Origin of the sequence: Allobosea thiooxidans (genome assembly GCF_900168195.1) — a bacterium.
Classification (GTDB): domain Bacteria; phylum Pseudomonadota; class Alphaproteobacteria; order Rhizobiales; family Beijerinckiaceae; genus Allobosea; species Allobosea thiooxidans.
Map to the genome: position 1 here is coordinate 1 of NZ_FUYX01000006.1, position 26941 is coordinate 26941.

At 64.9% G+C, this 26941-nt stretch carries 25 protein-coding genes and 1 pseudogene; 12 read left to right on the forward strand and 14 right to left on the reverse strand.

Features of this window, described 5'->3' with window-relative positions; genetic code table 11:
• Nucleotides 1–252: 252 nt before the first annotated feature.
• Nucleotides 253–1305 carry an IS110 family RNA-guided transposase gene (locus B5Y19_RS12520; protein ID WP_079590925.1) on the reverse strand — a complete coding sequence of 351 codons (1053 nt, stop codon included), beginning with the start codon at nt 1303–1305 and terminating at the stop codon, nt 253–255.
• Nucleotides 1306–1367: 62 nt separating this feature from the next.
• On the opposite strand from B5Y19_RS12520, the pseudogene B5Y19_RS12525 reads away from it, so the two are divergent.
• Nucleotides 1368–2210: pseudogene (locus tag B5Y19_RS12525) on the forward strand (IS3 family transposase); the annotation flags it as partial.
• Nucleotides 2211–2834: 624 nt separating this feature from the next.
• On the opposite strand, the gene B5Y19_RS12530 reads toward B5Y19_RS12525, so the two are convergent.
• Nucleotides 2835–4652, reverse strand: coding sequence for a hypothetical protein (locus B5Y19_RS12530; protein WP_139384376.1), 1818 nt, complete (start codon nt 4650–4652; stop codon nt 2835–2837).
• Between the two features lie 212 nt (nt 4653–4864).
• On the opposite strand from B5Y19_RS12530, the gene B5Y19_RS12535 reads away from it, so the two are divergent.
• The gene (locus tag B5Y19_RS12535; RefSeq protein ID WP_079591545.1) at nt 4865–5626 is read left to right on the forward strand and encodes a polysaccharide deacetylase family protein; all 762 of its coding nucleotides are present in this window, start codon (nt 4865–4867) and stop codon (nt 5624–5626) included.
• A 27-nt stretch (nt 5627–5653) separates the two neighbouring features.
• On the opposite strand, the gene asnB is transcribed toward B5Y19_RS12535, so the two are convergent.
• Together asnB and B5Y19_RS12545 are read right to left on the reverse strand one after the other, a co-directional pair.
• Complete coding sequence (gene asnB, locus B5Y19_RS12540; RefSeq protein ID WP_139384377.1) at nt 5654–7651, reverse strand: asparagine synthase (glutamine-hydrolyzing); 1998 nt, start codon at nt 7649–7651, stop codon at nt 5654–5656.
• A gap of 64 nt (nt 7652–7715) precedes the next feature.
• On the reverse strand, nt 7716–7940 hold the full coding sequence (locus B5Y19_RS12545) for a helix-turn-helix domain-containing protein (RefSeq protein WP_079591547.1): 225 nt from the start codon (nt 7938–7940) through the stop codon (nt 7716–7718).
• Nucleotides 7941–8057: 117 nt separating this feature from the next.
• Between B5Y19_RS12545 and B5Y19_RS12550 the strand changes: the two genes are divergently transcribed.
• From B5Y19_RS12550 to B5Y19_RS12570, 5 genes are all read left to right on the forward strand, one after another.
• Nucleotides 8058–8363 carry a hypothetical protein gene (locus tag B5Y19_RS12550; protein ID WP_079591548.1) on the forward strand — a complete coding sequence of 102 codons (306 nt, stop codon included), beginning with the start codon at nt 8058–8060 and terminating at the stop codon, nt 8361–8363.
• A gap of 185 nt (nt 8364–8548) precedes the next feature.
• Complete coding sequence (locus tag B5Y19_RS12555) at nt 8549–9289, forward strand: ERF family protein (protein ID WP_079591549.1); 741 nt, start codon at nt 8549–8551, stop codon at nt 9287–9289.
• Nucleotides 9290–9291: 2 nt separating this feature from the next.
• On the forward strand, nt 9292–9915 hold the full coding sequence (locus B5Y19_RS12560; protein WP_079591550.1) for a lambda exonuclease family protein: 624 nt from the start codon (nt 9292–9294) through the stop codon (nt 9913–9915).
• The gene (locus B5Y19_RS25690) at nt 9915–10310 is read left to right on the forward strand and encodes a hypothetical protein (RefSeq protein WP_139384378.1); all 396 of its coding nucleotides are present in this window, start codon (nt 9915–9917) and stop codon (nt 10308–10310) included. The genes B5Y19_RS12560 and B5Y19_RS25690 overlap by 1 nt, the downstream gene beginning before the upstream one ends.
• 136 nt (nt 10311–10446) lie before the next feature.
• The gene (locus B5Y19_RS12570; protein ID WP_079591552.1) at nt 10447–10701 is read left to right on the forward strand and encodes a hypothetical protein; all 255 of its coding nucleotides are present in this window, start codon (nt 10447–10449) and stop codon (nt 10699–10701) included.
• Nucleotides 10702–10717: 16 nt separating this feature from the next.
• Here the strand turns inward: B5Y19_RS12570 and terL are convergent, their stop codons facing one another.
• The 3 genes from terL to B5Y19_RS12585 are packed head-to-tail and all read right to left on the reverse strand — an operon-like array spanning nt 10718 to nt 13980.
• Nucleotides 10718–12154, reverse strand: coding sequence for a phage terminase large subunit (gene terL / locus B5Y19_RS12575; RefSeq protein ID WP_079591553.1), 1437 nt, complete (start codon nt 12152–12154; stop codon nt 10718–10720).
• A complete protein-coding gene (locus tag B5Y19_RS12580) occupies nt 12147–12542 on the reverse strand; it encodes a DUF5681 domain-containing protein (RefSeq protein WP_139384379.1) in 396 nt (131 codons plus the stop codon). Before B5Y19_RS12580 ends, terL begins: the two co-directional genes overlap by 8 nt.
• On the reverse strand, nt 12532–13980 hold the full coding sequence (locus B5Y19_RS12585; protein ID WP_079591555.1) for a site-specific DNA-methyltransferase: 1449 nt from the start codon (nt 13978–13980) through the stop codon (nt 12532–12534). Before B5Y19_RS12585 ends, B5Y19_RS12580 begins: the two co-directional genes overlap by 11 nt.
• A gap of 638 nt (nt 13981–14618) precedes the next feature.
• Between B5Y19_RS12585 and B5Y19_RS12590 the strand changes: the two genes are divergently transcribed.
• Together B5Y19_RS12590 and B5Y19_RS12595 are read left to right on the forward strand one after the other, a co-directional pair.
• The gene (locus B5Y19_RS12590) at nt 14619–16283 is read left to right on the forward strand and encodes a GMC family oxidoreductase (RefSeq protein WP_079591556.1); all 1665 of its coding nucleotides are present in this window, start codon (nt 14619–14621) and stop codon (nt 16281–16283) included.
• 165 nt (nt 16284–16448) lie between these two features.
• Nucleotides 16449–16973 (forward strand): hypothetical protein, encoded by a 525-nt coding sequence (locus tag B5Y19_RS12595; RefSeq protein WP_079591598.1) that lies wholly within the window; start codon nt 16449–16451, stop codon nt 16971–16973.
• A gap of 11 nt (nt 16974–16984) precedes the next feature.
• On the opposite strand, the gene B5Y19_RS12600 is transcribed toward B5Y19_RS12595, so the two are convergent.
• The 3 genes from B5Y19_RS12600 to cobD all read right to left on the reverse strand — a co-directional run bounded on the left by B5Y19_RS12600 (nt 16985) and on the right by cobD (nt 20299).
• Nucleotides 16985–18205, reverse strand: coding sequence for an MFS transporter (locus tag B5Y19_RS12600; RefSeq protein WP_079591557.1), 1221 nt, complete (start codon nt 18203–18205; stop codon nt 16985–16987).
• 15 nt (nt 18206–18220) lie between these two features.
• Nucleotides 18221–19192 (reverse strand): D-2-hydroxyacid dehydrogenase, encoded by a 972-nt coding sequence (locus B5Y19_RS12605; RefSeq protein ID WP_055729233.1) that lies wholly within the window; start codon nt 19190–19192, stop codon nt 18221–18223.
• 81 nt (nt 19193–19273) lie between these two features.
• Nucleotides 19274–20299 carry a threonine-phosphate decarboxylase CobD gene (gene cobD, locus B5Y19_RS12610; protein ID WP_079591558.1) on the reverse strand — a complete coding sequence of 342 codons (1026 nt, stop codon included), beginning with the start codon at nt 20297–20299 and terminating at the stop codon, nt 19274–19276.
• Here cobD and cbiB point away from each other — a divergent pair.
• On the forward strand, nt 20298–21275 hold the full coding sequence (cbiB, locus tag B5Y19_RS12615; RefSeq protein ID WP_079591559.1) for an adenosylcobinamide-phosphate synthase CbiB: 978 nt from the start codon (nt 20298–20300) through the stop codon (nt 21273–21275). The genes cobD and cbiB overlap by 2 nt on opposite strands.
• A gap of 184 nt (nt 21276–21459) precedes the next feature.
• Here the strand turns inward: cbiB and B5Y19_RS12620 are convergent, their stop codons facing one another.
• Entirely contained in the window at nt 21460–23115 is a 1656-nt protein-coding gene (locus B5Y19_RS12620; protein WP_079591560.1) for an acyl-CoA dehydrogenase family protein, read from the reverse strand.
• The gene (locus B5Y19_RS12625) at nt 23112–23732 is read right to left on the reverse strand and encodes a TetR/AcrR family transcriptional regulator (protein ID WP_055729237.1); all 621 of its coding nucleotides are present in this window, start codon (nt 23730–23732) and stop codon (nt 23112–23114) included. The genes B5Y19_RS12620 and B5Y19_RS12625 overlap by 4 nt, the downstream gene beginning before the upstream one ends.
• Nucleotides 23733–24274: 542 nt before the next feature.
• Here B5Y19_RS12625 and B5Y19_RS12630 point away from each other — a divergent pair.
• Nucleotides 24275–24607, forward strand: a complete 333-nt coding sequence (locus tag B5Y19_RS12630; protein WP_055729238.1) for a potassium channel family protein — start codon at nt 24275–24277, stop codon at nt 24605–24607.
• 16 nt (nt 24608–24623) lie between these two features.
• Entirely contained in the window at nt 24624–25730 is a 1107-nt protein-coding gene (cax, locus tag B5Y19_RS12635) for a calcium/proton exchanger (protein WP_055729239.1), read from the forward strand.
• 16 nt (nt 25731–25746) lie between these two features.
• Here the strand turns inward: cax and cobO are convergent, their stop codons facing one another.
• Together cobO and cobU are read right to left on the reverse strand one after the other, a co-directional pair.
• Nucleotides 25747–26355 carry a cob(I)yrinic acid a,c-diamide adenosyltransferase gene (gene cobO, locus B5Y19_RS12640; protein WP_055729240.1) on the reverse strand — a complete coding sequence of 203 codons (609 nt, stop codon included), beginning with the start codon at nt 26353–26355 and terminating at the stop codon, nt 25747–25749.
• Nucleotides 26355–26867, reverse strand: coding sequence for a bifunctional adenosylcobinamide kinase/adenosylcobinamide-phosphate guanylyltransferase (cobU, locus tag B5Y19_RS12645; protein WP_055729241.1), 513 nt, complete (start codon nt 26865–26867; stop codon nt 26355–26357). Before cobU ends, cobO begins: the two co-directional genes overlap by 1 nt.
• Nucleotides 26868–26941 lie beyond the last annotated feature (74 nt).

The following is a 26941-nucleotide window of genomic DNA, read 5'->3' on the forward strand; positions in this document are numbered from 1 at the left end:
CGAAATGTATGGTCCGCTCCGTCATTGCAAGGCGATTTGGAGGGCTGCTGACGATTGACAGTTTGCGTAAATGTATCCGGCCTCTCGCGAGTGGGCTGCTGTTGCAGCCAGGCCATGATGAGATGCGCGCATGCCGTTCCCACTAAGCTGGTTCGGGCGCGGAGCCCGCTTTCGACCGAAGGGCTTACGGCATGCCGATCGACTGTCTCGTCATCATTCTCCCGAGCCTCGCAATCTGCTTCCCGGGCGCTTCTACGGCATGAACGCAGGATCGCGTCGTTCGTAGAGCGCCCCCGGCTTCTGGATGATCACCCACGCAATGCGAGCGATCTTGTTGGCCAAGGCGACAGTCACCTTGTTGATGTGCATGCGCTGCTCCAGCGCATCGAGCCAGGCCCCGAGGGCGTGGCGTGTCCGATCCAGATGCATCAGACAGGATCGTGCGCCGTGGATCAGCAGGCGTCGGACATAGCCGTTGCCGCGCTTGCTGATCCCCAACAGGGTCTGCTTGCCGCCGGTTGAGTGTTCCCGCGGCACGAGTCCGAGCCAGGCTGCGAGGTCGCGCGCCCTCCTGAACTGGACGCCGCGGCCGACGGCCGCCAGGAGCGCGGAGGCGCCGAGGGGGCCGATGCCGGGAACCGTCATCAACCGCCGGGCGACGTCATCGCGCTGAACCAGCGCTTCGATCTCACGTGTGATCTGGGCGATCCGACCTTCGAGGCGCTCCAGGTCTTCGAACAAGCCTGTCACCAATCGGCGTATCGCCGGCGATAGATCATTCTCCTCATCGGCCACGACTCGCGGCAGATCCAGCTTGAAAACACCGGCGCCTTGCCTGATGGCGACACCATATTCGAGACAGAAGCCACGCATCTGGGTGATCAGGCGCGTGCGCTGCATCACCATCTGGTCCCGCACGCGATGCAAAGACTGGACGTCGATCTGCTCGATTGCCTTGACCTCGACGAACCGCATGGATGGGCGCGTCACCGCCTCCGCAATCGCTTCGGCATCCAGCGTGTCCGACTTGTTCGACTTCAGATATGGCTTCACGAATTGCGCAGGCATGATGCGCACGCGATGGCCGAGACCTTGGAGCTTGCGCGCGAGCCACTGCGAGCCAGGGCAGGCCTCCATGCCGACGAGAGCCGGCGCCGCGCGATCGAAGAACGCCAGCAAGGTCTCGCGCCGGAACTTCATCCGCCGCAGGAGCTGACCGCTCTGATCCACGCCGACGACGTGGAAGATGTTCTTGCCGAGATCCACACCGTAGACGGCGGCATCACAAGACTGATGCTGGCTCATGACTCTTCTCCTCCTGGATCGTCACAGCATGACGGTGGGAGACGGAGCGGACCATCCCATTAGCTCTGAGGCCTGGTCGTAAGCGCGAGCTTGTCGGCGCGATATGTGGCGAGTGGCAGGTGTCGATCCGGCGGGCCTGTGCGGTCCTGGAATTCGACACCTCAAGCTATCACTACAAATCGTGCCGGCCCGACCAGGCCCCCCTGGCAGCCCGGATCAAGGCGATCTGCGAGACCCGCGTTCGCTATGGCTATCGTCGTGTCGACGTGCTGCTGCGGCGCGAGGGTTGGCATGTCAATCAGAAGCGGATTCGAAGGATCTACAATGAGTTAGGCTTGCAACTCCGGAACAAGACGCCCAAGCGTCGGGTCAAGGCGAAGCTGCGCGAGGATCGTGCGCCGGCGACACGGCCGAACGATGTCTGGGCGATGGACTTTGTCCACGACCAGCTCGCCACGGGTCGCAAGATCCGGGTTCTGACGGTGGTCGACACCTTCTCGCGCTTCTCACCGGCGGCCGATCCCCGCTTCAGCTACCGGGCCGAGGATGTCGTCGCCACGCTGGAAAGGGTCTGCGCGAAGCTGGGCTATCCGAAGACGATCCGGGTCGACCAGGGCTCCGAGTTCGTCAGCCGCGATCTCGACCTCTGGGCCTATGCCAAGGGTGTCACCTTGGACTTCTCACGGCCGGGGAAGCCGACGGACAATGCCTTCATCGAGGCGTTCAACGGCCGCTTTCGCAGCGAGTGCCTGAACACGCACTGGTTCCTCACCCTTGCGGATGCGGCCGAAAAGATGGAGGCTTGGGTCAAATACTACAACGAGGATCGGCCGCACGGGGCCATCGGCAACAAGCCTCCGATCCTGCTGCAAAATCCCGGCGGCATACCCAGCCCGCCGCCGTGATCGAAGGCCGGAAACTCCAGCCTCCGGCGCTCCAGCAAATGGTCTCGGATCAGGTCCCAGCAAATGGTCTCGGATCACCATGAACGCCGAGCTGACGACCAAACCACGGATGATACCGATAGAGAACCCCTCGGAACGCGGTCCGGTGGGCGTTCTCAAGCCTCGTTGTATAACGAGGATCGGCCGCAGGGGGCCATTGGCAACAAGCCCCCGATCCTGCGGCAGAATCCCGGCGGAACACCTAGCCTACCGCCGTGATCGAAGGCCGGAAACTCCAGCTTCCGGCGATCCAGGGAATAGTCTCGGATCAGCCTATGCTGCAGATATCCTTCGGCCCACAGGGACCGTGCGCATTGAAGCTGCAAAACCCAGTCACGCAACGTCTACCGCTCAACACCGCCGATCCGGAGGCCGCCTCGTAGCTCACTCCGTCCAGATGGCCAGCCAGAACAGCGCCGGCTCTAGTTGGCGTGCCGCGTAGCTGCAAGGCGTTGAAGAACTAAAACGGTGAAATCGGTTCAGAGCGAAGCGGCAGCAGGCATGACGATAATCCTACTCGCGCCAACAGAACCACGACAAGCCTTTCCTAGTCATTCCCTTAAGCCTGGGCTCGGGACCGTTGTATTATTGGCAGTCAAGGCGTTTAGCGACCGCATCGATCGCCCAAATCTGATTGTGATTTTCGGCCGGCGTCGCTGCCCTCCCATAAGCCGCAACCAACGTCGGCGACAGCGCTGGCGACAGCCCGAACTGGCGCAGTGGTGCCGCCGCCATCGGGTAGATCCAGCCTTGCGAGACGAGTTCCGAAACGTAAGCTGGGAACCAGATTGGTGCTGCATCTCTGAAGGTTCGCATGGTGTCGAGGACTGCCCGAACATCCATGGTGCGGTAGCTGATATGTGCAGTACTGGTCCTAGTCTTGTTGCCCTCCCAGGTCGGCGTATTCACGGAAGTCCCTGAAGCCGCGCTCCAACCTTCCTGGCAGGGGCCCGCGCAATATTGCCACACACGCGGGCGGTTCTCTGAGACCTCGGCGGCAAGAAAGGAGGCGGTCATCCTGCGGACAGTGTCCTGAAGATTAGAAGAAATCGGCCTCAGACTGTGCAGTTCGGCCAATCCCTCAATCCAGCCGCTCTGATAGTTCCAGGGCGTATTGGCGCCATCGAGCCAGAAAGGCGCGCCGCGCTTAATGAAAAGCTGCACGCCATCGAGGCGCTCGACCGAACGGTCGAAATTCGTCATTTCCTCTCGTAAGTTGGCCGCCAGGTGATCGTCTGCGAGCAACCCCATCCTCATGGCCCGCCCAACCACCCTGGCCATGCGACCGAGATGAACCATGGAAAGAATATCAACCCGTTCGAGCGAATATCGGCGCGACCAGAACCAGGGCTTGTCAGTTTCGGCGAGGCGCGACCACCAGCCAAGCTCCAGCACAACGCGGCGCCGCATATCCTCGCGCAAGAGGTCGAATCGCGGCTGCGGCAACGCCAGACGTTCAATCACGTCGAGCATACCATCGAGAACATAAACCTGGCCCCAAGGCAATCGGCCTTCGTGGTTGTTCATGCCGAGATAGGTCAAGCCGTGCCCCGGCATGCGCGCGATGTCGCGGCGGAGAAGGGGCGCAATCTCGGCACACGTTTCCAGCGCCAAAGGCTGTCCTGTCGGCGCATAGCCCTTAGGTAGCCAATCCGCCGATACATCCCGGCAGTCGCCAAGCGGCCAGATCGCACAATCCTGGTATATCACCTCACCGGCCGCCGGAGGCGAACGGAAACGGTCGTCATAGTCGAGACGGAACAGGCCGCGCGCCGCGCGGCCGACTGCAACAGCCTCGATCAAGACACGTCCAGTCCAGCCCTCGCCCTTGATCTCCGTGAAAGCGATCTGCCCACTGGCATCTTCGGTAAGCCGCACGCACGCCGACTGCGCACAGAGCAGATGTCCATCCGGCAGCGCAAGATCCTGAAACCGAGCATCCATTCCCGACAAAGTCAGTTTGTCGGCGACCTTCTCCAGGCGGAGCGTGTCACCTGCCGGCATCGCCCGGTAGATATCTACTCCCTCGCGCACGACACGTCCCGAACGCCCTGAAGGCATCGTCTCGTCCACATCGTAGACGACGAGATAGGCGTTCTTGCCTATGTTGAAAGCGTGCAGGAAATAGAGCTTGGCGGCCAGGCTCTCGTCGATGCCGAGCGCTCGATACCCGCCTCCTTGCTCGACAGCGGCGGCAATGCCGTCCCGAAGCGCCCAGCGGCCAATCACGAGATTGCCGCCGGACGAACGCTGCAATAGCGCTTGCGGTATAAAATCTCGCGGCAACGATCTGGGCTGCTCACCCTGCGCCCGGTAAGCAAATTGCCGCCCATCGATCGAAACGAGGAGGGTGGAGTTGTCTGGAGTTTGGGTCAGCGGCGCATCGGCCCAAGGCTGGGCCACTGCTGCAGTTGCAAGCAGACACGTCATTACGAGTGCAGTTAATCGCATTTCCAAATCCGCCTGCCAACCACCGCGCTAGTCCTGCGGCATACAGCCCCAATCCTCTTCTAGCAATCACAGCAGGCCTTCATCGATCCTCGGAATAGATCTCAGCTCTGCGCCCCCTTGCATGGCAGGCCCAGAGCAGCCACAAGGGCGTCGTAGGAGTGGTTATGGCGCGCGATTTCACCTTGAAGGCCTATGCAGGTATTGTCGATGCCGCTTTGGCGGCCGGTTATCACCCTGTGGGGGTCGGCGACTGGCTCGACGGGTTTAGGCCGTGCGAGCCTGTTATCGTGTTGCGTCATGACGTCGACCGGCGGCCCGAGCATGCACTGGCGATGGCGCATCTCGAGGCCTCGCGAGGCATTCTAGCGACCTATTATTTTCGGACAGTCGGCAGCGCGTTCAACCCGGCAATCATTCGCGAGATCGCGACGCTGGGCCACGAGATTGGCTATCACTACGAAGACTTTCACCTCGCGAAGTATGATCCCGCCAAGGCCCATGCGCTGTATCTGAAGAACCTCGGCGCGTTGCGCGAGATCGCTCCGATACGAAGCATCGCTATGCACGGCAGCCCGCTGGCGAAGTACAGCAATATGGAGCTCTGGAACCACCGCTCCTTCAGCGAGAGCGGCGTCAAGGACTGCATTCTCTCGGGGGATTGGTCGCAATTCCTGTTCTTCACCGACACCGGCCGCAGCTTCGACGCGCGACTGACTAATTTGCGAGACACTATCGGCGGCAAGCGTGTGCCAGGCGTCGCCAGTTCCGCTGCCGTCGGCGAGCACCTGCAGACATACTGTCCCCCCTTGGTTCAGCTCAGCGTCCACCCGGAGCGATGGTCAGACAGACTGTGGGCCTGGTCACGCCAGCTCGTCGTCGACACTGCGGCCAACGGCGTGAAGGTCGGCTTGCGAATCCTGCGCTGAGACTTCGCGGCCTGTCGGTGGGACGGTTCAGGCTCCGACCCGGAAGCGTTCGCCCCAGAGGCCCAGATTGACGACCCGCCAGAGCAGGAAGTTGACCGGCTTGCGGCCCTCGAGCATATCCGAGGCGAGCGCGCGCAGGCCATCGGCATTGAACAAGCCGGGATAGCGTGCAACCGCCGCCTCGACGCCTTCGGTCATCACGCCCTTCAGAGGCCCGCGAAACCATACCTGTTCCGGCGTGGCGAATCCGAGCTTGTCGCGCCGCCGCAACACCGTCGGCGGTAGGATGGTTTCCATCGCGCGACGCAGCACCCGCTTGGTGTCGCCACCGACGATCTTGTGGTCGTTACCAAGCGCCAGATTGAACTCGACCAACGGACAGTCGAGAAACGGCACCCGCGCCTCGATCGCATGTGCCATCGAATTTCGATCCTCCCAATGCAGCAGCATCGACAGATTCGAGCCATAGGTCAGGTTCAGGCAGAGGCTCCGTAGGTCCGTGACTGCTGGCAGCCCGAGTTCCGAGCGTGCGCGCTCGAAGGCTGTCTCGCTCGCTCCCCGCTCGCGCAGCAGCTCGCCGCCGAGCCAATCATGTTGGGTCAGCGCTCTGTGCCCGTCCCGCAACAGGCCCGCGAGACCAGGCGGTAGCAGCGCGATCAACGCCTGTTGGATCTGCCGGGAGATCGGCACGCCATGCCAAGCCCGACGCTCCTGCATCGCCCGCAGAACGCCGGCCAATCTGAACTGCTTAATCAACACCGCCAAATGGAAGGAAAAGCTATGATGGTAGCCGCCGAGTTGCTCATCGGCCCCTTGGCCGTCCAGCATGACTTTGATGCCGACGCGCTTCGCCTCCTCGAATACGCACCATTGCGCGAAGATTGAAGTCGAGCCGAAAGGCTCGTCCTGATGCCAGGTGATGTCCGAGGCGCGCTGGAACACGTCGTCGGCCTTCGGGAAGATGTAATGCGGCTCGGTGTGCGCATGCGCAACGACGGCATCCATGAACGGCTTCTCGTCGACACTCTTCTCGGCGTAGCAGGCGGAGACGGTGTTGACCTTGGCCCCGCCAGCTTCGGAGCCCATCATTTGCGCCATCAGGCAGACGATCGAGGAGGAATCGAGCCCTCCCGACAGACAGGAGCCGACCGGAACGTCCGAGCGAAGATGCAGCCGGACCGATTCGGTCAGGAGGTCGCGGAAGCGAGCCGCCGCCTCATCCTCGGACAGGGAAATGTCGCCGGCGGCCGCCGGATACCAGCGGCGCGGCCGCGCTTCGATGGCCGCATCGCGGCTTGCATCGATCGTGACGCATTCGCCGCCGCGGAGCTGAAACACGCCCTCGAACATCGTCTCCGAGGTATGATCGGAGATGCCGGAGGCGAGGAAGTCATGGACCCGGGCGACATTCATGCTACCCGACACGCTCGGAAGCCCCAGAAGCTGCTTGATCTCGGAGCCGAAGGCGGCGCCGCGGGGCGTCGTCACCATATAGAGCGGCTTAATGCCATAGCGGTCGCGGGCGCCGAAGAGTTTCTTGTCGCGATCGTCCCAGATCAGGAAGGCGAACATGCCGCGCAGCCGCGGCAGCGCATCCTCGCCCCACAGCGTGTAGGCACGCAGAAGCACCTCCGAATCGGATTCCGAGACGAAGACCTCACCCTTCGCCCGCATCTCCTCGCGCAGCTCGATGTAATTGTAGATCTCGCCGTTGAAGACGAGCCAATAGCGCCGCGACGCATCGCACATCGGCTGCAGGCCGGCATCGGAGACGTCGATGATGGCGAGGCGGCGATGACCGAGAGCCACCGGCCCCTTGGGGCTCGCATAGGTTTCCCAGCCGCGACCATCCGGCCCACGGTGCGCGACGATATCGATCCGTTGCGGATCTGGCTCGAAGCCGATCGACCCGAATATGCCACACATGCGCCAGCCTCGTTGCTGCGGACTCGAGCGATCTCGTCCGCCAGCACAAACAATCTTGCGCTGCCTTATATTGGCGACACCCCAATCGGTCGAGCCCAACGATTTTTCGTTGCCGCTGCCCTTTCACAGTCAGGCCAGCTCGAAGCCCGGTTGATCAAAGCCTTCAGCGCTCACCCTTCAACGCTACGCATGAATCCTCCGCGCCAATGACCACTCCGCCTTCCTCCAGGGCGAGCTTGATGCCCCGCAGGTTGTTATGGGTCGGCACGCGCCTGGCTTTCTCGAAGTCTCGGATGGTTGAGAGGCCGAGATGGGCAACCTTGGCGAGGTCTTGCTGGCTCCAATCGAGGAGGGCTCGAGCAGCGCGGCATTGTGCGGGTGTAATCATGCTGCCGACATAGCTTAGTCAACCTTTTTCGTCGAGCATCGACTTTTCGAGTTGACTGGTGGCGCCATAGGAAGGGAACCGTCCTCTACCGACGATTTTCGTCGCTGGAGGACGGTTATGACCCTTATCCTGGAGTTCGAGCGCAAGCTCATTTTCTACAAGCCTGGCATTCTCCGCTACGCCATGCGGCAGGCGAGCCCTCGGCTTTGCATGTCTCAAAACGTGGCCGAGCGGCGTCAGCTATTGTCGCTATCGCTGAAGCGCGGATGGGCTGAAGCCAGGGCCGAGCTAGCAGCGCTTCAACGGCTACAGTCCGTCGCATCGGAAGACTGCGCCGGACCGTTTCACAATCGCACGAATATCGCGGCCGCTTCGTCACAGGCGGCCTCCCGGCTCACCCTCGGCTATCGCCAGCTGCATTGAGGGTTCGCCATGCATCGCACTTTGCCCCGTCCGCTGATTGTGTCCCCACAGTCACCGTTCGGCGAGATATCCCTTGATCCCCTGCCCTCGACACCCCGGCTCAGCCCGGCGGAGCTCGCCCAAGCCTACCGAGCCTGGTGGTTCGGAACAAATCGCGCCGGGTCTCTCAACGGGAGGACCAAGCGATGACCAGCGCCCTGCGCCATCGGCGCTCCTCCGCAGGATCTCGGCTCACCGAGCTGCGTCGAGCTCCTACGATCACCCCGTTGAGCCTGTTGAGTTCCGCGCTCGACCGCGGCGCGGACGAGCATGTGTTGTCTCAGCTGATCGGCCTGCATGAACGCAGTCGCGGAGAGGAAGCGCGCCGGTCCTTTGAGGCAGCTCTCGCCGCAGCCAAAGCCGAGCTTCCGGTTATCGCCAAGACGCAGATTGCCAGTATCGGAAGCAAACACTATCGCCACGAGGATCTGGCCGAGATCGCCCGTACGATTGGACCGGGGCTGGCACGACACGGGTTGGCCTATCGCTTCCGCTCGAACAGCGAGGACGAGAAGGTTACAATCGTTTGCGTGATCTCGCATCGCGATGGTCATAGCGAAGAGAACAGCCTCTCAGCCGCTGCCGATCACACCGGCGAAAAGAATGCCATCCAGGCGATCGGATCGACGCTGACCTATCTGCAGCGGATGACACTGAAGGCAGCGCTCGGTCTGGCCGCCGCCGATGACGATGACGGCAAGGCTGCAGGGGCCGGCGAAACCATCACCCGCCAGCAAACCCGGGAGCTCTTGGCGCTGATCGACGACGTCGGTGGCGAGCGCGAGGCCCTGCTGCGCTTCTTCAAGATAAACGCCTTCACCGAACTGCCGGCGCGCCGCTTCCGGCAGGCGCTGGTGATGCTCAATGCCAGGAAGGGACGGGTCTGATCATGATCGAGATCATCAACTGCGTTCAAGGTTCGCCGGAATGGGCGCAGGCTCGCCTCGGCATCCCGACCGCTTCCGAATTCTCCTCGATCCTGACCAAGGGACGCGGCGGCGCCGAGAGCCGAACCAGGCAGACATATCTCTACAAGCTCGCAGGTGAACGCGTGACCGGAGAGGTAATGGAGAGCTTCACTTCTCCGCATATGGAACGCGGCAAGCTGATGGAAGAGGAGGCCCGCAGCGCCTACAGCTTCATCACCGGCCTGGATTGCCAGACCATCGGATTCCTGCGTCGTGGGCGGGCCGGCGCCTCGCCGGATGCGCTGATCGGCAAGGACGGCCTGCTCGAGATCAAGACCAAGCTCCCGCATCTCCTGATCGAAGCGCTTCTCAAGGGCGAGTTTCCGCTCGAGCACAAGGCGCAGTGTCAGGGCCAACTCTGGATCGCAGAACGCGACTGGATCGACTTGGCGATCTATTGGCCGGGTCTGCCGATCGTGATCACCAGAGCATATCGCGACGAGGCTTTCATCAACGAACTCAGCGCGGCCGTCACACAATTCAACGAAGAGCTCGATCGGATCGTCGCGCAGGTCGCCGCCTACGGTCGGCTGGAGGCAGCGTGATGAATGGCCGCCGTGAGTTCACCCGCAACCAGAAGGTAGCCATGCTCAAACGAGCCATGGATGTGCGTGGCTGCATCCGCTGTGAAGGCTGCGGCCTTAATGTCTCCGGCAAGGTCGTCGAGTTCGACCATGTCATCCCGGAAGCGCTGATCCTCGACAAGAACCGAGAGCTTTCCATCGAGGACGGCCGAGTGCTCGGCCGTGACTGCTGTCACCGCGCACCCGGGACCAAGACCGCCCGGGACCTGGCCGCGATCGCCGAAGCCAAACGGCGTGAAGCCCGCCATCTCGGCATCCGCCCGCTTCTTTCGCGCGGTTTCCAAAGACCATCGCCTCAAATGAAGGCCTCCCGCCCTCTCGCCAAGCCAGCCGCCTGGCGCCGCGATGATCATTGATCCTGATTGTTCGATGGAGTTCGCATCCGTGTCTTCGACGACCTGTTGTCCACAACCCCGGCGCAACCGGTGGCCGGTGCTCGCCGCCGCCATCATTCTAGCCAATGCCGTTAGCGCATGCGCCCCGCGTACCGCCATGCGCTTCGACCGCTACGACGGGCGCAGCGATGCCGGAGCAGTCGCCCAGTTCCAGCAGGATGATGCCATCTGCAAGGGCGAAGCCGCCAAGGCCCAGGCCATGGCGGCTCCGATCTACATGGGCCATAGTCTCGCCGATGCGATGGAGGCCGGCATGCTGGAAGGTCAGCGCAACCAGGCGCTGCGCCAGATCATGGTCGGCTGCATGGCCGGCCGAGGTTACAGCATGACCGTCGTGACGCTGCAGCCCTAGCACCAAACGCGTCGTGTCAGCCTTGCGGCCGAACACGACGCTGCGGGCGCACGATCCGCTGCGGACGCTCCCTGATGATGGGCGTTCTCGCGATCAGGTACTTGAGAGCCTGACTGGTCGCATCGACCTGGTCATCGTTGCGCGCCAGCGGGAAGGCCAGGAGCTCACCGAGATAGTCGGCAAGCCAGCTGGCCTCACGCGGCAGGAACACCTGCCCCGCCTCGAAGCGAGCGGCCTGCGCCATCAGCCTGGCCCGCTTATCGATCCGCGACTGCTGAAGCAGCGGATGCAGAGTTCCAGTACGCCGCAGGTCCTGCGACAGCGCCCGCCCGAGCTCGGTATCCTCGACCAGCGTCGCGTCAACCGAGTGGGTCCGAGAGAGGTCGATTATCTTGCGGCGAAGCTCCGGTGCTTCCCAGCGACCTCGGACGAGGTCGATCAGATAATAGGTCTGCCCGATAGCCCCCCAGACCATCCCGACCGACCAATCGGAGTGCTCGGCCTGGGTCGAAGCCGTGTCCCAGGACGCAACCTTCAGATCGAACTCAGCCGGCCGCTCGTCGTAATAGTGCAGCCAATCGCGCTTGATGATCTGCCCTTCGGCTGGCAGCGGGTTCTGCTGGTACTGTGCAGAGAAGTTCAACGCACCGAGATTGCGCTTGATCGCCTCGAAATCTGCAAAGCTATCGCGGCCAACGTGCATGATCTCACCCTGGCGACGCCGATAGATCGCCTCCCGCCCCTGGCCGATGCGGTAGCAGCAATCGTTCGGCGCAATGGCGGGGATCGAGAGCACCTCCCAGTCCTCCTTCTCCAGGACATGCCCGACCAGATCATCCTCGTGCAGTCGCTGCATGACGATGACAATGGCGCCGTTCTTACGGTCGTTCAGCCGGGAGTAGAGGGTGCCATCAAAAAAGGCTTGGACACGACGTCGGGCAGCCGCCGACAAGGCGGCTTCAAGCCCGTTGATCGGATCGTCGATCACAATCAGATCGGCGCCGCGCCCCAACACCGAACCGCCAATCGACGAGGCATAACGATAGCCGTGTTCCGTGGTGCGGATCTCCTGGCCCCGATTGGCTTTTATGGCGAAGTCCGGAAAGGCGCGACGATACCAATCGGAGGTCACCACGCTGCGGAAGGCCGCAGCGTGGGTCAGCGAGAGCTCCTGGGCATAACTAATCGCCATGATCCGCTTGCGAGGATCATGGCCCATCAGCCAGGCAGTGAAGGCGATCGTGACGCAGATCGACTTGGCCGAGCGCGGCGGCACATTGATGATCAGCCGCTTGCACTCGCCGCTCCAGACCCGCATCAGCTGATAGGCAATCGCTTCGATATGCCAGTTGTGCTGATAGGCCGTGCCCGGCTCCAGCGCCACAAAGCTCTGCTCGATGAAGCTCGCTAAATCGCGACGCAGGATGGCTGTGAAGAGGGCCTGGTCAATCATTGCCAGCCCCCATCACCGCCGAACGCCGTGCGAGGAAGCGCTGGATCAGCGCCTCCTCCGCTGCTTCGCTCATGGAGCGTTCCGCCTCGGTCTTGTTGTCGTTGGCCATGTCCAACTTGAACAGCAACGCGAACGCAGGGACGTTGCCTTCCATAGCGATCGCGAAGAGGCGCTCACGTGCGACGTCGCGCTTGGTCATCCAGATCTCTTTGCCAGCGCGTTTCGCCCTGACCTTCTGCGACAAGAACGGCTCCTCATCTTCCTTTCGGGTGATGTTCGACGTGCTCTTGCGGCGCCCGGACGGGTTGCCACTCTGGCCCTTCTGGAAGCGGGTTTTCTCGGGCGGTTTTTTATAGCCTACGGCCTGGGGATCATCCTCACGCGACATGGCCCCCTCCAACGTTCTCGTCCGACACCGTGCTGGTGCTGTCGTCGCGACCGCGCTGTGCCGCCATCTCCGCGAAGGTCAGCCCAGTCTCGGCGTGGCGCGCCTCGGCCTTGAACAGCGTCTCCCAGCGGCGGATCGCGCTATCGACATAGAGCGGATCGAGCTCCATCACGTAGCCGCGGCGCTTGGTCTTGGCCGCGGCGATCAGGGTGGTGCCGGAACCGCTGAAGCTGTCGAGGATGATGCCTTTCGGCTTCGAGCAATCCTTGATCGCGTCCATCACCATGGCGCAGGGCTTCACGGTGGGATGGCTCGCCAGCTCAGCCATCCGGCCCTTGCGGAAGCCGTTCACGCCCGCGTAGCTCCACAGCGTGGTGCGGTAGCGGCCGTGCTTGCCGAGCTCGATATTGTTGACGTGCGGCGCCTTGCCCGTCTTCCAGAGCGTGATCAACTCAGTCTGGCTGCGATAGAGCGAACCCATCCCGGCATTGGGCTTGGCCCAGGTGATCACGGACTTGAGCTCGTCGAAGACGCCATAGCCAGCATTCAACATCTCGTGCAGATGCTGACCGTCGATGCAGCTATAAATCAGCGCGCCGTCCTGCGACGCCTCCGCCATCTCAGCGAAGACTGCGTGCAGGAAGCCGGTGAACTCGAGCTTATTCATCTCGCCCGACGCCATCGCAAACTCGCGGTGCTTGGTCCGGCCGAGACCGCCGACATGGCCGTCGATCTTCACATTGTACGGCGGGTCCGTGAACACCATCTGGGCGAGTTCACCGCCCAACAGCTTCCGATAATCCGCGCGCTCGCGCGCATCACCGCACAAGATGCGATGCTCGCCCAGCAGCCAGAGGTCACCGCGCTGCGTCACCGCGACATCCTGCAGCGCCGGCAACGCGTCCGCCGGATCAACCTTCGCCGCGACCGTCGGGCCAGGATCGAGGAGCACATCGATCTGCGCGGTTTCGAAGCCGGTGATCTCGACCTCGAAGTCGAGCTCGATCAGCTCGCCCAACTCCAGCTTCAGGATCTCGTCGTCCCAGCCCGACAACTCGGCGAGACGGTTATCAGCGATCCGCAACGCCCGGATCTGCTGAGGGCCGAGGTGATCGATCAAGATCACCGGAACCGTCTCCATGCCGAGAAGCATTGCCGCCTGATAGCGACCGTGCCCCGCGACGATCTCGCCATCGATGGTCACCAGGATCGGCGTAGTGAAGCTGAACTCCTTGATGCTCTCGGCGATCAGGTGGATCTGCTTCTGCGAGTGCGTGCGCGCATTGCGAACCGACGCTTTCAGATCAGACAGGCGTCGCTCGCTCACCTGCGGCGCGAAAGCCGCCGCAGCACGCGCGAGTTCGGGATCTTTGGTGGAAGAATTGATGCGCCGGCGAACACGCACCGGTCCCGTACGGGGATAATCGGGGGATTCCATAATCTGACGTCCTTCTCGCGAAGGAGGACAACCGAACCAAACACAACCCGCTCATGGCGCAAATACGCACGCCAGGCCCCTGAGAGCAGTTGAAAGCGCCAATCCCCCGACGAGCTCTTTCAACCTTGGTTAGAGTGCGAAACGATGACCTCGAAATGCGCGCGACGATTCGCGCGCAACGAATCGATTAGCCGGCCGCCGATCCGGCGTCAAGACTATATTCCTAAGGAAGGTAGGGTGTCTTTGTACGCTGACCCCTATGGTCCGAGCTTACGAGACAGACATAGGGCAAGGTTCAACGCTTAAACGCTGCTCCCAGCGTCTTTTCTCAAGCTGTACGCAATCCCTGCTCGTTTGGCGAGAATTCCCTGATCGCCAGTGGAAAATTCCCTGCTTCCGAATACGCCTCAACAGCGAATATCGCCACGCAAACAAGCACCTAAACCGAAATGAGCCTGTCCCTGATCGTCGTCTTAGCTCGAAAATCCCTGAAAATTCCCTGATACCAGGGAATTGGAAGCGGCGTGGACACCAACGAATGGTGCATTTCCGCGCGCTGTCGCCCGTCCCCCAGCTATGCCAGATTGCTGATCGGCCACCGAATATAGGGGCCTCCTGATCGCCCTACCGGATAAACCATGCCCGACCACACCTCATCCGACCGCCGCCTGATCGGCGCTTTCGATTACGTCGTGATCGGGGCGGGATCGGCGGGCTGCGTCGTCGCCAATCGGCTGGCGTCCGATCCGGACACCAAGGTCCTGGTCCTCGAAGCCGGCGGCATGGATGACTGGATCTGGTTCCACATCCCGGTCGGTTACCTCTTCGCCATCGGCAATCCCCGTGCGGACTGGCTGTTCCAGACCGAACCGCAGGCCGGGCTCGGCGGGCGGGCCCTGGCCTATCCGCGCGGCAAGGTCGTCGGCGGCTCCTCCGCCATCAACGCCATGGTCTATATGCGCGGTCAGGCGGCCGATTATGACGGCTGGCGCCAGCGCGGGCTGCCCGGCTGGGGCTGGGACGACGTGCTGCCCTATTTTCTCAGGCACGAGGACCATATCGCGCCGCCGCCGGGCGGCCTGCACAAGGCGGGCGGCGAGTGGCGCGTCGAGCATCCGCGCGTGCGCTGGGCGATCCTCGACGCCATCCGCGACGCGGCCGAGGCGGCCGGCATCGCCAAGATCCCGGATTTCAACACCGGCGACAATGAAGGCTCCTCCTATTTCCAGGTGAACCAGCGGCGCGGGCGGCGCCTCAGCGCCTATCGCGCCTTCCTGAAGCCCCTGCTCGAGCAGAAGGAGCGCAGCAATCTCCGGCTCGAGACGCGTGTCCATGTCGAGCGCATCCTCTTCGAAGACGGTCGCGCGAAGGCGGTCGAGTTCACGCATGGACTCGGCACGCCCAGCGAGGAGAAACTGAGGGTCGAGATCCGTGGCGAGGTCGTGCTCTCGGCCGGCGCCGTCGCCTCGCCGCTCCTGCTCGAACGCTCCGGCATCGGTAGCGGAACGCGGTTGCAGAGCCTCGGCATCGAGACGCTGGTCGATGCACCCGGCGTCGGGGAGAACCTGCAGGATCATCTGCAGATCCGGCCGGTCTACAAGGTCCAGGGCGTCAGGACGCTCAACAGCGACTACGCCAGATTGTGGCGCCGGCCGCTGATGGCGCTGCAATGGGCGGCCCTGCGCACCGGGCCGCTGACCATGGCGCCCTCGCAGGTCGGGGCCTTCGCCAAATCCGCTCCGCATTACGCGACCGCGAACCTGCAATATCATTTCCAACCGCTCTCGCTCGACAGCTGGGGCTCGGGGCTGCATCCGTTCGATGCCTTCACCGCGAGCGTCTGCAATCTCCGGCCGACCAGCCGCGGCAGCATCCATCTGCGTTCGGCCGCTCCGCAGGACGCACCCGTGATCTCACCGAACTATTTCGACACGGAAGAAGACCGGCAGGTCGCGGTCGATGCGCTGAAGCTGACGCGCCGGATCGTAGCGCAGGCGCCGCTGGCGCGCTTCCGGCCGGAGGAATACCTGCCGGGCGAAGCAGCCCAGACGGACGAGGCCCTGCTCGAAGCCGCCGCCAAGCTCGGCACCACGATCTTCCACCCGGTCGGCACGGCCCGGATGGGGAGCGATGACGATCCGGGCGCCGTGCTGGATGCGCGGCTGCGAGTGCGCGGCGTCTCGGGGCTCCGCGTCATCGACGCCTCGGTGATGCCGACGATCACCTCGGGCAACACCGCCAACCCGACGATGATGATCGCCGAGAAGGGCGTTGCGATGCTGAAGGAAGATGCGCGCCGGTAGAGCGGCCGCGCAGCGTCATTGCGAGAGAAGCGAAGCAATCCAGGGGGCCGGCTCGACGCGTTCCGCCCAGTCCCCCCTGGATTGCTTCCTCGCTTCGCTCCTCGCAATGACGGGCGCCGAGCGGCATGGAATTGCCGTAAATCCGGGCTTATGAATCCGGCTGCGATGCCCGACGATCTTCCTCCGCCCATATCGGAGCGCAGCCTGCTTAAGCGGGGGCTGCTCGCGGCGTTGCGTGCCGTGCTCACCGTCTTCATCGTCCTCGACGAACTGCTGCGGCCGCTCTATCGGCCGCTGCTCCGCCGGCTCGCGCGATTGCGCGTCATGCGCAGGCTCGAGGAGGCCGTCGCCGCCCTGCCGCGCCCGCTCGTCCTGCTGGCGCTGGCGATCCCCTTCGCCATCGCCGAGCCGCTGAAGCTGTTCGGCCTGCTGCTGTTCGCGCGCGGGCAGTTCTGGGCCGGGCTCGTCGTCACCGCCTTCGCCCATCTGATGAGCTTCGTCTTCGTCGAGCGCATCTATCACGCCGGTCGCGAGAAACTGCTGAGTTATCGCTGGTTCGCCTGGATCATGGGGCAGGTGGTGCGCGTGCGCGATCATGTGCTCGGCTGGGTCAGAGCCACAGCCGCCTATCACCTGGCCATGCGGACGCGCGACGCCGTGCGCCATTGGTGGCGCATGATGTTCGCCTGAGACTCGGGGGCTCAGGCCGAGCGGCTGCGCGCCAGCAGAACAAGCGCCAGGGCAGCGAGGGCCGAGAAGGCGATCAGCAGCAGCGTCGAGACCGCCACCCCGCCCCGCTCCAGCGCGACCGCGAAGACGAGCGGCGCCGCCGCCTTGATGACGAGGCCGGGCGCCGAGAGCTTGCCCATGGTCGCGCCGAAGCCGACCGGCCCGAAAAGCTGCAGCGGGACGGTGCCACGCACGATCGAGCTCAGCCCCATGCTGATGCCGAAGGCGATGGCGAAGAGCCCCGCGACCACCGGCAGCGCCCCGCCGACCAACAGCAAGGCGAGGCCCAGCGGCATGAGCCAGGCGGAAACCCAGGCCGTCGTGACCGGCGAGACCGAGCGGCCGAACAGCATCTCGGCAAGGCGTCCAGCGACCTGCGAAGGGCCCAGCATGGCACCGATGCCGACCGCCACGGCGGCGCTGAGTCCAAAGCCCTGCAGCAGCGCCAGCATGTGGACGGCCATGGCCGAAACGACGAAGCCCTGCAGCGAGAAAGCCAGGGCCAGCAGCAGGAAGGCGCGGCGGCGGGCATCGCCCGTGAGATAGGCCGTCTCGGGCTCCGGCTGCGGCGGCGATGCGACATGGGCGGCGGACGCCACGATCGGCCGCTTGACCCGCCCCGGCAGGAAGACGAGGTGCAGAGGCAGGCAGACCAGGATCTGCGAGAGGCCATAGAGCCGGTAGACGCCGCGCCAGTCGAGCACGGCGAGCAGGCTGCTGGTCAGCGGCCAGAACAGCGTCGAGGCGAAGCCGCCGATCAGGGTGAGCTGGCTGATGGCGCGCCGCGCCTGGCTGCCACGCGCCTGCGTCAGCGCCGCGAAGGCGGCATCGTAGAAGACCGCGGTGGTGACCGCCTGCAGGGCGACCATGGCGAGGACATAGCTGACGATCCCGCGCGCCTCGGCCAGCGCCAGCAGCGAAAGCCCGGCGAGGCCGGAGCCGACCGTCATCACCAGCCGCGTGCCGTAGCGGTCGATCAGGCTGCCGGTCACCGGGGCGACCGCGCCGCCGAGGAAAAGTCCCGCCGCCAGCCCGCCATAGGTCCATTCCGGCGCCCAGCCGAAGCTCTCGGTGATGCGCGGCGCCAGCACTGTGAAGGCGTAGTAGAGCGCGCCGTAGCCGAAGATCTGCGTGACGCCGAGCGCCACGATCACGGACGGCCCGCCGGGCCGCAAGAGTCTTGGCGAAGCCATGGCCGCCCTGCCCGATCAGACGATCTGGTTGCGCAAACCCGCTTCGCCGCGTCCGAGGCGATCCAGATTGTCGAGGAGGATATCGACCACGTTGCCTTCATAGGCGCGGGTCTCCCCGGCGCTGTGCGGCGTCACGATCACCTGCGGCAGGCGCCAGAAGGGCGAGGCGGCGGGCAGAGGCTCCTCATGGAAGCAATCCAGCCCGGCGCCCGCGATCCGGCCGTTGCCGAGCGCGTCGAGCAGTGCCACCTCGTCGACGACGCGGCCGCGCGCGACATTGATCAGGAAGGCAGTCGGCTTCATCGCGCCGAGGATGCGGGCGTCGATCAGCCCTTCCGTCTCGGGGGTCAGCGGGCAGGTCAGCGCGACGAAATCGGCTTCGGCCACTGCCTCGGCCAGCCTGTCGGGATGGATGACGGCCTCGACATGCGGCTGGGGCTCGGGGCTGCGGCGCACGCCGATGACACGCATGTCGAAGGCGGCCGCGAGCTTCGCCAGCCTCAGGCCGATGCGGCCGAGCCCGACCACGACCAGCGTCTTGCCGCCGAGTTCGTCCTCGCGACGGGCGCGATCGCCGATCATTGGGCGCCAGTGCTGCCTGGCCTGGTTGTCGCGGGCGAGATGGATCTGACGGGTGAGCCCGAGGATCAGCGACATGGCGTGCTCGGCCACGGCCCGTTCGTTGCCGCCCTGGGCACTGGCGAGGCGGATGCCGGCCTGGGCGATCGCGACCTTGTCGAACTGGTCGGTGCCGGCACTGATCGACTGGATGAAGCGCAGCCTGGGCAGCTTTGGCAGCAGATCGTTGCGCCACAGGCCGGAGACGACGAGCACGTCGGCTTCCGGAGCCCTTTCGCGGAGATCGTCGAGGTTGCGGACCTCGAAGGAGCGCGCCGAGCGGCCGCGCAACGCGAATTCGTCGCCCAGCTGATAGGCGGCGTGAGCGAAACCGATCGTCAGTTCGCCTTCCGGCGGCAGGAATGCCATGCGTCTTCTCTCCCCGAATCCTTTTCGGTGGACGTTAGCTGGCGTGCCGGCTCCTGTCCCCGCAGCTGCCGCATGCAAGCTTCACGCTGGCGGCGTTGCTTCCGGCGCATCGTCGGCCAGCGCCGTCCGCAGACGCGACCAGCCGGCCTCGTCGCCCGGCAGGCCGAAGCGCAGCCGTTGCGGCGCATTCTGGAAGCGGCGGACATAGATTCCGTGGCGGCCGAGACGGTCGAAGAGCGCCGGGGCCGCCGGCGTCTCGAGCAGGCGGAACAGGCTGGTGCCGCCGGCGATGCGGCCATGCGGGGCGAGCAGCGCATCGAGGCGGGCGGCGTCGCGGGCGCGTTCAGCACCTGTCACGGCGAGCCAATCGGCATCCGCCAGGGCCTGCGCGCCGACATGGAGGGCGGGCCCGGCGACCGACCAGGGGCCGAGCGCCGCCCTGAGCCTTGCGATCGGATCGACGGCGCCGATGGCGAAGCCGAGGCGCAGGCCCGCGAGTCCATAGGTCTTGCCGAAGGAACGCAGCACGATCGTGCCGGCCGGGAGATCCGGCACGATGCTGGTTTCGGGCGTGAAATCGGCGAAGGCCTCGTCGACCACGAGCAGGCCGCCGCGCTCTGTACAGTGCGCCGCGAGGTCCGCGAGCTCCACCCGCGAGAGCACTCGCCCATCGGGATTGTTCGGATTGACCACGATCACGGTTGCGGCCTCCGCGGGTGTCGGCGCCTCGGTGACCGTGAAACCCGCCTTGCGCCAGGCATGGCCGTGCTCGGCATACGTCGGGCCGAGAATGGCGACGGGGCCAGCCGGCGCCAAGCGTGGCAGCAGCTCGATCAGGATCTGCGTGCCGGGGGCCGCGACGATATCCGCCTGCTGCGGCACGCGATAGGCGCTCCGGGCGGCGGCGATCAGCGCCGCCTCGTCATCGGCACCGGGCAGGCGCGTCCAGAGGCTTAACGGCAGCGCTGGAAGCGGATAGGGGATCGGGTTGATCCCGGTGGAGAGATCGACCCAGGGCTGCGGTGCCTCCGGAAAGAGTGCGCGGGCCGTGGCGAGATCGCCGCCGTGCCAGATACCGTCCTCAGCCACGATTGCGCCTGCCCGCATGAATCTCTCCGCCAGCCTGCCGCTGCTCGTGCTCGCGCTTACGATCGAGGCGGCCTTCGGCTATCCGCAGCGCTTCTATGCTGCAATCGGCCATCCCGTCACCTGGATCGGCCAGCTGATCGGCATGCTCGATCGGGTGCTCAATCGCGAAGCGTCCTCCTTCGTCACCCGCAAGGCGATGGGCGTGGTGGCGCTGGCGTTGCTGTTTGCCATCACCATCGCAGCCGCCGGACTGGCCCAGCGCCTGTGCCTGTCCTTCGGACCGCTCGGCCTCATCCCGCTCGCCTTCGTCACCTCGACGCTGATCGCCCAGCGCAGCCTCTACGAGCACGTCGCACGCGTCGCCGAAGGGCTGGAGCAGGAGGGGCTGGCGGGTGGGCGAAAGGCCGTCGCGATGATCGTCGGGCGCAATCCGCAGACGCTGGACGCGGCCGGCGTCGCGCGCGCGGCCATCGAGAGCCTCGCGGAGAACTTTTCCGACGGCATCGTCGCGCCGGCTTTCTGGCTCGGCGTCGGCGGCCTTCCCGGCATCGCCGCCTACAAGGCGATCAACACCGCCGATTCGATGATCGGCCACCGCACCCCGCGCCATCTCGCCTTCGGCTGGGCTGCCGCCCGGCTGGACGATCTCGTCAACCTGCCGGCCTCGCGGCTGACGGCGCTGCTGCTGGTCGCCTCCGCGGCACTCGATCGGGAGGCGGATGCCGCCGGCGCCTGGCGGGCCGTGCGGCGCGATGCCGGCAAGCACCGCTCGCCCAATGCCGGCTGGCCCGAAGCCGCGATGGCGGGGGCGCTCGGCCTCAGGCTCGCCGGGCCGCGCGTCTATGGCGAGACCCGCGTCGAGGATCACTGGATGGGCGACGGCCGGGCCGAGGCCAGCGCCGCCGACATCCGCCGCGCTCTGACGCTCTACAGGCGTTCCTGCCGCCTGCTCTGGACGCTGGCTGCCCTGCTGGCGGCCGTAGTGCTGCTCTGAGCATCGAACGGGGCCCCATGCCGTCGTTCCGGGACGGCATGGCCGATCGGCGACCGACGAACACACTGCACGTCATGCTCGCCCTTGTGGCGAGCATCCACGTCTTGGACGCTCCCCTTCATCGACGAAGACGTGGATGGCCGGGACAAGCCCGACCATGACGGACAATGTCTCGGATCCGGCCTCAATTCGGAACCGGCACGGCGCGCCGCGCAATCGCCTGGAGATCGGCGCCCACAGGCACCGAGCCGAAATGGCCCGACCAGCCGCCAGCCAGCCGCGAGGCGACGAAGGCGTCGGCGACCGCGTGCGGCGCGTTACGGATCAGCAGCGAGGCCGAGAGCCCCAACGCCATGCGCTCGACGAAGCGCCGCGCCAGATGCTCATGCCTGAGCACGTCGACGAGATCGGTCTCCAGCTCCGCGAGGAAGGCGTCATAGCGCGGGTCGCTGCCGCGCGCAGCGCGCAGTTCGTCGAGCAGGGCCGGCACGCAGTCCGGATAGCGGCGGATCGAGCGCAGCACGTCGAGACAGACGACGTTGCCAGTGCCCTCCCAGATGCCGTTGAGCGGCGCTTCGCGGTAGAGCCGGGCCATCAGATGGTCCTCGATGAAGCCATTGCCGCCATGGCATTCAAGCGCCTCGACCACGACCGGCGTGGCACGCTTGCAGTTCCAGTATTTGGCGATCGGCGCGCCGATGCGGCCGATCAGCTTCTCAGTCTCGCTCTCGCCCTCCCGGTCGAGCGCATGGACGAAGCGGAAGGCAAGCCAGGCCGAGGCCTCAACTTCCAGCGCGAGGTCGGCGATCACATTCGTCATGATCGGCTGGTCGATCAGCGCCTTCTGGAAGGCGCGGCGATGGGCGGTGTGATGCGCCGCCTGCGCTAGCGCATGGCGCATCAGCCCGGCCGAGCCGACGGCGAAATCGAGCCGCGTATAGTGGTTCATCTCCAGCCCGGCGCGGATGCCGTGGCCCGGCTCGCCGATCAGATGCGCGATCACGCCGCGGAATTCGACCTCGGAGGAGGCATTCGACTTGTTGCCGCACTTGTCCTTGAGCCGCTGGATCTGCAGCCGGTTGCGCGAGCCGTCCGGCAGCCAGCCCGGCACGACGAAGCAGGAGACGCCCTCCTCCGTCCGCGCCAGCGTCAGGAACACGTCCGAATGCGGGACGGAGAAGAACCATTTGTGGCCGGTCAGCGAATAGGTGCCATCGGCATTGCGCGTCGCGACCGTCTGTGTCTGGCGCAGGTCCGAGCCGCCCTGCTTCTCCGTCATCGCCATGCCGACCGTGCCGCCGCGCTTCTGCGCGGCCGGCAGCGGACGCCCGTCGTATTCGGAAGAGGTGATCAGCTGGCCGAACTCGGCCCAGCGCGCAGGGTCGCGCTGCAGTACGGGGATCGCCGAGTAGGTCATGCCAAGCGGGCAGCAGATACCGTTCTCGCCCTGGTTCCAGAGATAGGAGACCGCCGCACGCGCCACCTGTGCGCCGGAGCGCGGCCTGGTCCAGCACAGCGAATGGAACTCGTCGCGCATGGCGAGCCCCATCAATTCGTGCCAGGCCGGGTGGAACTCGATCTGGTCGACACGCCGGCCCCAGCGATCATGGGTGCGCAGTTCCGGCAAGCTGCGATTGGCCTGCCGTGCCAGGTCCTGCACCCGTTGCGAACCGACATGGCCGCCGACGACGCTCGCCTGCTCACGGAACCAGCCGGCATCGAAGGCATCGAGGATGCGTCCGAGCGCGGGATCGGCCGCAAAGGCGTCGTAGTCCGAAAGCGCCGGGGCCTGGTTCAGCACCTCATGGGTATCGTAGCCGTAAGCGTCGAGCGCGGTCATGCGGCCTGTCCTTCACGGGAGATCAAAGCGGCGAGGGAGAGATCGGCGAGCGCTGCGGCGATCTCGCGGCCGCGCTCCGGCGTGATCGGCCGCTCGGGCGAGAGCGGTCCGATCAGCGCTTCCATGAAGCCGCCGACGATCATTGCGGCAGCGGCGTCGGGATCGACGGAGCGGAAGGCACCCTGCTCGCCACCCTCGACGACGAGGGCGCGGAAGATGCCGGCGATCTCGCGGCGATAGTCGAGCCGCGTCGCGTCGACCGCAGGGTCGGCGGGCTCGGCGATCATCGACCAAGCCAACCGGCGATTGGCGAAGGCGCGCCGGGCGAAGGCCTCGACGGCGGCAGTCAGACGCTCGGCAACCGGCGCATCGCTCGATGCGATCTCTCGCAGCACGGCGAGCTCGCGCGCCGAGACGGCGGCGACGATCTCGGCCATCAGCTCGGCCTTGGAGGCGAAATAGGAATAGACGCTGCCGGTCGAGACGCCGCTGGCCGCGGCAACGGCGGCGATGGAGGTCTCCTGGAAGCCGACCTCCGAGACGATCCCGCGCGCGGCGGACAGGATCGCCTCCCGTTTCCCGGCCTTGCGCGGTTGCTTCGGAGTCGTTTCGGGCATCGGCGGCCTCAAAATTGAATCTGAATTCAAATTCAATCTGGGAGTAAAACTGACCGTCGTCAAGCGTTCCGAGCGTGGTCGGGAAGTACCGCGACGGGATGGTTCGGAACCGCACCTCCCATCGCGAGCCGACGCGCATTCCCCGTCGCAACAGGCCCGCCACGTCCAGACCAAACCGATCAGTCCGATCGAACGGGTGAAGAGTGCAACAGCGCGATCAAACCAACACCTGACCATGTCGGACGGACGCAACGCCGTGCCATGCCAGCACATGACACGGCAATGATTGTCCCCAAGGACAATAGGCATCGGGCACGCCTGCATACGCTACTGGCAACACAACCGGAGAGCCGGAACGCGTCGGCCAGATCCCGCCAGATAAAGGGGCTATCCCGGGAGGCGGCCCGATCCGAACTGCATGAAGCCTCTCCTCTTGCCGTTGCGACCACCGGGAGACACGAGGCTTGTCTTGAATCGCGGAGGGCTGGCGCGATCGGCGCAGCATCGTAGCTGATTGGCCTCACCCACGGAGACGGACCGGGATGGACCACAAAGAGAAGAGACGGACCTTTTTCTTCGCTCTTGTGCGGCAAATCCAGGTGATATGGCCGATTCTGTCCGGGGTCCTCGTCGTCATGGTCGGGCTTGGATTGCTGATCGGCCGCATAGAGGATTGGCGGGTCGGCGAAGCGCTCTACTTCACCTTCGTGACCGGCCTCACGATCGGCTACGGGGACTTCGCGCCGCGACATCTCAGTTCGCGCATGCTGGCCCTGATCATCGGCTTCAACGGCATCGTGCTGACCGGCCTGGTTGCGGCGATCAGCGTTCAGGCGCTGCGCGCGACGGAGACTGATAGGACCGAAAAGAAGTAACCAAGGGCATCCCGCCATGACGGCAGGTCTTTCCACACTGTTCCGGGAAATCCGCGGCAACGTCGTGCTGTGGCTCCTGGCCGTCGTGCCTGTCGTATTCGCCGTCAAGCTGCGGCATCCCGAAGCCTACACGCTGCTCTTCGTGCTTTCGGTACTGGCGCTCGTGCCTCTGGCCACGCTGCTAAGCCACGCGACGGAGTCCGTCGCGGCCAGGACTGGCGACGCGGTGGGCGGCCTGATCAATGCCACGCTCGGCAACCTGACCGAGCTGATCATCGCGCTGGCTGCATTGCGCGCCGGACAATACATGCTGGTGAAGGCGTCGATCGCCGGAGCGATCGTGACCAATACCCTGTTCATGCTGGGGGCGTCGTTCCTGATCGGCGGCCTCAGGCATCATGTGCAGGAATACAACCGGGTCAGCGCCCGCCTCCAGACGAGCCTGCTGTTTCTTGCAACCATCGCCATGCTGGTCCCCTCGATCGTCCCCGATGCCGATTTCGCGGCGTCATCGACCTTCACGCAGCAATTGAGCGTCGGCCTGTCGGTGCTGCTCATCGGGACCTATGCGCTCGGCCTGGTTTTCTCGCTCAAATCCCATCGCGAATTCTTCGGCAGCTCCGACCCGGCGGAGCATGGCGAAGCGGCGCTGCCGCTCGGCATGGCCCTGGCGACCCTGGCTGGCGTCACGGTCCTGGTGGCATTGGTCAGCGAAGTCTTCATCGAATCCGTCCAGGAGGCCGCCGTCACGCTGGGGCTGACCTCCGCCTTCGTCGGCTTCATCGTCGTGGCGCTGGTCGGCGGCGCTGCCGAAATGGCCGCCGCCTTCGCCGGCGCGCGCAAGAACCGGCTCGATCTGAGCGTGGGCATCGCCCTGGGAAGCGCATCGCAGATCGCGCTGTTCGTCGCTCCGGTTCTCGTCCTGCTCAGCTATGTCCTCGGCCCGACGCCGATGAACCTCCTATTCTGGCCGGGCGCGGTCGTCATGATGCTGATTTCAACGCTGACAGCCTTCCTGATGACCAGCGGCGGACGCTCGGCCTGGTTCGTCGGCGTGCTCCTGCTGATGGTCTATCTGATCTTCGCGATGACGCTCTATCTTCTGCCGCCCGCCGGGCAATAGGCGGCGATCTCGCGCCCTAGAACTCGATGCCTTCCTGCGCCTTCACCCCGGCGGCGAAATGATGCTTCACCAGCGTCATCTCGGTGACGAGATCGGCCGCCTCGATCAGTTCCGGCTTGGCGTTGCGGCCGGTGACGACGATGTGCAGGTCAGGCCGGCGGGCGGCCAGCGTCGCGACAACCTCAGCGAGCGGCAGATAGTCGTAGCGCAGGGCGATGTTGAGCTCGTCGAGCACCAGCAGCCTGATCTCGGGATCGGCCATCAGCTCCTTCGCCTTGGCGAAGGCGCGCTCGGCGGCGGCGATGTCGCGGGCCTTGTCCTGCGTCTCCCAGGTGAAGCCCTCGCCCATGCTGTGCCAGCTGACCTGATCGCCGAAAGCCGCCAGCGCCCTGCGCTCGCCGGTCGACCAGGCGCCCTTGATGAACTGCACCACGCCGATGCGCCAGCCATGGCCGAGCGCGCGCAGCATCAGGCCGAAAGCTGCCGTCGACTTGCCCTTGCCGGGGCCGGTATTGACTATGAGCAGGCCCTTTTCGAGCGTCTTGGAGGCGACTTCGGCGTCCTGCACCGCCTTGCGCTTCTCCATCTTCGCCTTGTGGCGGGCAGCGTCTTCGATCTCGGTCATCACTTCACTCGCATCGGCAATCCGGCGACCATGAAGACCACGCTGGCCGCCCGCGCCGCAAGCGCCTGATGCAATCGTCCGGCCTCGTCGCGGAAGCGGCGGGCCAGCGCATTCTCCGGCACGATGCCGAGGCCGACCTCGTTGCCGACGAGCACGATGGGGGCAGAGACGCGCTCGCAGGCGGCGACGAGAGCCGCGCGCGCAGCCGCAACGTCACGCTCGGCGAGAATCAGGTTGGTCAGCCAGAGCGTCAGGCAATCGACCAGGATCGGCCGGCCCACCGGCTGGGCGGCGATCGCCTCAGCCAGATCGAGCGGGGCGTCGACGGTCTCCCAGCCCGCCGGCCGGCGTGCCCGATGCTCGGCGATGCGCTCGCGCATCTCGTCGTCATAGGCCTGGGCGGTCGCGACATAAGTCCAGGGCGAGGGCAACGCCTCGATCAGCGCCTCGGCATGACGGCTCTTGCCGGAGCGGGCGCCGCCGAGGACGAGGGTGAGATGGGGCAGCTCCATTCCAAAAATCCTCTGCCGTCATGCTCGGGCTTGACCCGAGCATCTCTATCCGAAGGAGGCACCGGAGCCTCCTC

Coding starts and splice junctions, on each gene's coding strand:
- B5Y19_RS12620 (WP_079591560.1), bottom strand. CDS start 23,115: ATGACCGCGCTCGACGCTTACGGCTACGATACCCATGAGGTGCTGAAC.
- terL (WP_079591553.1), bottom strand. CDS start 12,154: ATGATTGACCAGGCCCTCTTCACAGCCATCCTGCGTCGCGATTTAGCG.
- B5Y19_RS12625 (WP_055729237.1), bottom strand. CDS start 23,732: ATGCCCGAAACGACTCCGAAGCAACCGCGCAAGGCCGGGAAACGGGAG.
- cax (WP_055729239.1), top strand. CDS start 24,624: ATGACGGCAGGTCTTTCCACACTGTTCCGGGAAATCCGCGGCAACGTC.
- B5Y19_RS12595 (WP_079591598.1), top strand. CDS start 16,449: ATGCCCGACGATCTTCCTCCGCCCATATCGGAGCGCAGCCTGCTTAAG.
- B5Y19_RS12535 (WP_079591545.1), top strand. CDS start 4,865: ATGGCGCGCGATTTCACCTTGAAGGCCTATGCAGGTATTGTCGATGCC.
- B5Y19_RS12570 (WP_079591552.1), top strand. CDS start 10,447: ATGCGCTTCGACCGCTACGACGGGCGCAGCGATGCCGGAGCAGTCGCC.
- B5Y19_RS25690 (WP_139384378.1), top strand. CDS start 9,915: ATGAATGGCCGCCGTGAGTTCACCCGCAACCAGAAGGTAGCCATGCTC.
- B5Y19_RS12580 (WP_139384379.1), bottom strand. CDS start 12,542: ATGTCGCGTGAGGATGATCCCCAGGCCGTAGGCTATAAAAAACCGCCC.
- cobD (WP_079591558.1), bottom strand. CDS start 20,299: ATGCGGGCAGGCGCAATCGTGGCTGAGGACGGTATCTGGCACGGCGGC.
- B5Y19_RS12585 (WP_079591555.1), bottom strand. CDS start 13,980: ATGGAATCCCCCGATTATCCCCGTACGGGACCGGTGCGTGTTCGCCGG.
- B5Y19_RS12555 (WP_079591549.1), top strand. CDS start 8,549: ATGACCAGCGCCCTGCGCCATCGGCGCTCCTCCGCAGGATCTCGGCTC.
- B5Y19_RS12520 (WP_079590925.1), bottom strand. CDS start 1,305: ATGAGCCAGCATCAGTCTTGTGATGCCGCCGTCTACGGTGTGGATCTC.
- cobU (WP_055729241.1), bottom strand. CDS start 26,867: ATGGAGCTGCCCCATCTCACCCTCGTCCTCGGCGGCGCCCGCTCCGGC.
- B5Y19_RS12590 (WP_079591556.1), top strand. CDS start 14,619: ATGCCCGACCACACCTCATCCGACCGCCGCCTGATCGGCGCTTTCGAT.
- B5Y19_RS12605 (WP_055729233.1), bottom strand. CDS start 19,192: ATGGCATTCCTGCCGCCGGAAGGCGAACTGACGATCGGTTTCGCTCAC.
- cobO (WP_055729240.1), bottom strand. CDS start 26,355: ATGACCGAGATCGAAGACGCTGCCCGCCACAAGGCGAAGATGGAGAAG.
- B5Y19_RS12550 (WP_079591548.1), top strand. CDS start 8,058: ATGACCCTTATCCTGGAGTTCGAGCGCAAGCTCATTTTCTACAAGCCT.
- B5Y19_RS12600 (WP_079591557.1), bottom strand. CDS start 18,205: ATGGCTTCGCCAAGACTCTTGCGGCCCGGCGGGCCGTCCGTGATCGTG.
- B5Y19_RS12545 (WP_079591547.1), bottom strand. CDS start 7,940: ATGATTACACCCGCACAATGCCGCGCTGCTCGAGCCCTCCTCGATTGG.
- cbiB (WP_079591559.1), top strand. CDS start 20,298: ATGAATCTCTCCGCCAGCCTGCCGCTGCTCGTGCTCGCGCTTACGATC.
- B5Y19_RS12560 (WP_079591550.1), top strand. CDS start 9,292: ATGATCGAGATCATCAACTGCGTTCAAGGTTCGCCGGAATGGGCGCAG.
- B5Y19_RS12630 (WP_055729238.1), top strand. CDS start 24,275: ATGGACCACAAAGAGAAGAGACGGACCTTTTTCTTCGCTCTTGTGCGG.